At 71.5% G+C, this 3,572-nt stretch carries 3 protein-coding genes and 2 pseudogenes (1 of these 5 running past the window's edge); 4 read left to right on the top strand and 1 reads right to left on the bottom strand.

Annotation, left to right across the window (positions count from 1 at the left end):
• Window positions 1–626: pseudogene (locus D471_RS33710) on the bottom strand (IclR family transcriptional regulator) (it extends 108 nt beyond the left edge of the window).
• Between the two features lie 120 nt (window positions 627–746).
• On the opposite strand from D471_RS33710, the gene D471_RS0109820 reads away from it, so the two are divergent.
• The 4 genes and pseudogenes from D471_RS0109820 to D471_RS33705 all read left to right on the top strand — a co-directional run.
• Window positions 747–1,007 (top strand): FitA-like ribbon-helix-helix domain-containing protein, encoded by a 261-nt coding sequence (locus tag D471_RS0109820; RefSeq protein WP_017598462.1) that lies wholly within the window; start codon window positions 747–749, stop codon window positions 1,005–1,007.
• Window positions 1,004–1,405 carry a type II toxin-antitoxin system VapC family toxin gene (locus D471_RS0109815; RefSeq protein ID WP_017598461.1) on the top strand — a complete coding sequence of 134 codons (402 nt, stop codon included), beginning with the start codon at window positions 1,004–1,006 and terminating at the stop codon, window positions 1,403–1,405. Before D471_RS0109820 ends, D471_RS0109815 begins: the two co-directional genes overlap by 4 nt.
• Window positions 1,406–1,510: 105 nt before the next feature.
• Window positions 1,511–3,058 (top strand): histidine ammonia-lyase, encoded by a 1,548-nt coding sequence (gene hutH / locus D471_RS0109810; protein WP_017598460.1) that lies wholly within the window; start codon window positions 1,511–1,513, stop codon window positions 3,056–3,058.
• Window positions 3,059–3,075: 17 nt separating this feature from the next.
• A pseudogene (locus tag D471_RS33705) lies at window positions 3,076–3,572 on the top strand (urocanate hydratase); the annotation flags it as partial.

Below are 3,572 nucleotides of genomic sequence, written 5' to 3'. Positions count from 1 at the left end.
TGGTCGGTGGCGGCCGCCGCCACGGACACGAAACCCTCGGTGACTTGTCCGTCCTCCATGGACCACCCCTGCCTGAACTCCTCCGCCAGGACGCGGCGCAGTTCGGACGGGGTGGCGGGGCCGCGTCCCGTGCGATCGGTGAAGGCCGCCGCGTCGGGGTACAGGGCACGCACCTGGGCGCGGGGGAGCAGGGCGAGCATGGCCCGGCCCGAGGCGGTCAGGTGCGCGGGCAGGCGCACGCCGACACCGGTGATGAGTGTGGGCGCGTGCGGGGGCTGTTCCTTGAGCAGGTACAGGGTGTCGGCGCCGTGCAGGATGCCCAGGTGGGTGGTGGCTCCGGTGGCCTCGGTCAGCTGGTGCAGCAGCGGTCGGGTCAGCCGTTCGAGTCCGTCGTGGCGCAGGTAGGCCGAGCCGATCTCGAACGCGGCCACGCCCAGCCCCCAGCGGCGCTCCTCGGGCAGGTGGGTGACGAACCCTTCCTCGGCCATGGCCTCCAGCAGTTGGTAGACGCTGGAGCGGGGCAGGTCGAGCTCGGCGGCGGCGGTCGAGGCCGACACGGGGCCGGGCCGCGAGGCGAGGTAGCGCAGCAGCCGTAGAGCACGGGTGGCCGCCGGTACGAGACTCATGTCCCGATTGTTCCACGGTGTCACGGGCGAGGAGGAGAATGCGCATCGAGGCGCTGTTCTGGCGCTTAAATGGGATCTAATTAGAGCCAATATTGACTCTAATTAAGCTACAGTGGCGCCATGGGAGCTATTCAGGTCAAAGACGTTCCGGATGAGGTCAGAGAGATCCTGGTCGCGGAGGCCAAGCGGTCGGGGCAGTCGCTCCAGGCGTACGTGCTCGCCGTGTTGGAGCGCGAAGCACGCTTCGCCCGCAACCGGGAGGTCGTCGAACAGACGCCTCTGCCGGGGGCCAACCTGACCATGGACGAGATCGTCGCGGCCGTTCGGGCCGCTCGTGGTGACGAGTCGCCGGACGGTGAAGGGAAGAGCGGTGCCGCGTGATCGTCGTTGACACGTCTGTCCTGATCGACCTCTATCTGGGGGCGCCGGGGCGGTCCAACAGTGCGGCGCGTCGTGTGCTGGGCGCCGACAGTGAGTGGTACGCCCCCGGCCATCAGCCCGTCGAGTTCCTCAGCGCGCTGCGCGGGCTCGTGCTCGGCAAGAAGGTGTCCATCGGTGAGGCGGAGGCCGCGCGCAAGCTCTACGGCCTACAGGCGATCGCGCATGTGGATTCGGTTGGGGGTGTGGCCGACAGGATCTGGGCGCTGCGGTCCAACCTGACGCCCTATGACGCCGCCTACGTCGCGGTGGCCGAGGCACTGGACTGCGCCCTGGTGACGGGAGACGCTCGCCTCGCCGCCGCGCCGGGGCTGCGGTGCGAGGTGCGCGTGATCCGGTAGGGAGAGGGTGGGGCGAGCGGGTTCCCCGTCGGGTCGTCTGAAATACCAGACACAACCCGTGGGTCACCCCTTCATCAGGAGGCCCACCAGCGGTGCAATGGGGGCATGACCACAGCAGTTCCCACCGTCACCGTCGGCGGAGCCCCGCTCACCCCGGCCCAGGTCCTGGCCGTCGCGCGCGAGGGCGCCCGCGTCACCATCCCCGAGGACACCCGCAAGGCCGTCCGACACGGCAGGGAGCGGGTCGAGTCGCTCGCCCGCGGCGAGGTCCCCGCCTACGGGGTCAGTACGGGGTTCGGCGCCCTGGCCACCCGTCACATCGCTCCCGACCTGCGCGCCCGCCTTCAGCGCTCCCTCATCCGATCCCACGCCGCCGGGACCGGCCCCGAGGTCGAGCGTGAGGTCGTCCGGGCGCTCATGCTGCTGCGGTTGCGCACCCTGGCCTCGGGCAACACCGGGGTGGAGGTCGCCACGGTGGAGACCCTGGCCGCGATGCTCAACGCCGGGATCACCCCCGTCGTCCACGAGTACGGCAGCCTGGGCTGCTCGGGCGATCTGGCGCCGCTGTCCCACGTGGCGCTCGCCCTCATGGGGGAGGGCGAGGTCCGTGACGCCTCCGGTGAGCGCACGTCCGCCCACGCCGCCCTGAACGAGGCCGGCCTGCGCCCCGTGGAGCTCGGCGCCAAGGAGGGCCTGGCCCTGATCAACGGCACCGACGGCATGCTCGGCATGCTCGTCCTGGCCTGCCAGGACCTCGCTCGGTTGCTCAAGGTCGCCGACATCACGGCGGCGATGAGCGTCGAGGCGCTGCTGGGTACCGACCGCGTGTTCACCGAGGAGCTCCAGCGCCTGCGTCCCCACCCCGGCCAGGCCGCCTCGGCCGCCAACATCCGCGCCATGCTCGCCGACTCGCCGATCGTCGCCTCCCACCGCGGCCCCGAGTGCAACCGGGTCCAGGACGCCTACTCCCTGCGCTGCGCCCCCCAGGTGGCCGGTGCCGCCCGCGACACCCTCGACCACGCGCTCCTGGTCGCCGGACGCGAGCTCGACAGCGTCATCGACAACCCGGTCGTCCTCGACGACGGCCGCGTGGAGTCCAACGGCAACTTCCACGGCGCGCCCGTGGCCTACGTGCTCGACTTCCTGGCCATCGCGGTCGCCGACACCGCCTCCATCGCCGAGCGGCGCACCGACCGCATGCTCGACGTCGCCCGCTCCCACGGGTTGCCCGCCTTCCTCGCCGACGACCCCGGCGTCGACTCCGGGCACATGATCGCCCAGTACACCCAGGCCGCCATCGTCTCCGAACTCAAGCGCCTGGCCGCGCCCGCCAGCGTCGACTCCATCCCCAGCTCCGCGATGCAGGAGGACCACGTGTCCATGGGGTGGTCGGCCGCGCGCAAGCTCCGCCGCGCCGTGGACGGTCTGACCAGTGTGCTCGCCGTCGAGCTACTCACCGCCGCCCGCGCACTGGACCTGCGCTCGCCGCTGGAGCCCGGACCCGCCACCGGCGCCGTCCTGCGCGTTGTCCGCGAGCACGTGTCCGGGCCCGGCCCCGACCGCCACCTGGCGCCCGAGATCGCCGCCGTCGCCGCTCTGGTCGCCGACGGCACCGTCGTCGCGGCCGCCGAATCCGTCACCGCGCTCGCCTGAGATCCCGAGGAGCCCTCATGAGCACCCCGCGTACCGTCCGCGCCGCACGCGGCACCGTCCTGTCCGCCAAGGGCTGGCAACAGGAGGCCGCCCTGCGCATGTTCCACAACAACCTCGACCCCCAGGTGGCCGAGCACCCCGAGGATCTGGTGGTCTACGGCGGCACCGGCAAGGCCGCGCGCGACTGGCGCAGCTTCGACCGGATCACCGCCTCCCTGCGCGACCTGGAGGGTGACGAGACCCTGCTCGTGCAGTCCGGCCGCCCCGTCGGCATCATGCGCACCCATGAGTGGGCGCCCCGCGTCCTCATCGCCAACAGCAACCTGGTCGGCGACTGGGCGAACTGGCCGGAGTTTCGCCGCCTGGAGGCCCAGGGCCTGACCATGTACGGGCAGATGACCGCCGGTTCGTGGATCTACATCGGCACCCAGGGCATCCTCCAGGGCACCTACGAGACCTTCGCCGCGGTCGCCGCCAAGCTGAGCGGTTCAGGCGAGCACAGTGGAGGTTCCCT

The sequence above is a fragment of the Nocardiopsis lucentensis DSM 44048 genome (genome assembly GCF_000341125.1).
GTDB classification, from domain to species: domain Bacteria; phylum Actinomycetota; class Actinomycetes; order Streptosporangiales; family Streptosporangiaceae; genus Nocardiopsis; species Nocardiopsis lucentensis.
The sequence above is the reverse complement of the archived record's forward strand: the minus strand, read 5'-3'. Positions and strand labels throughout refer to the sequence as shown.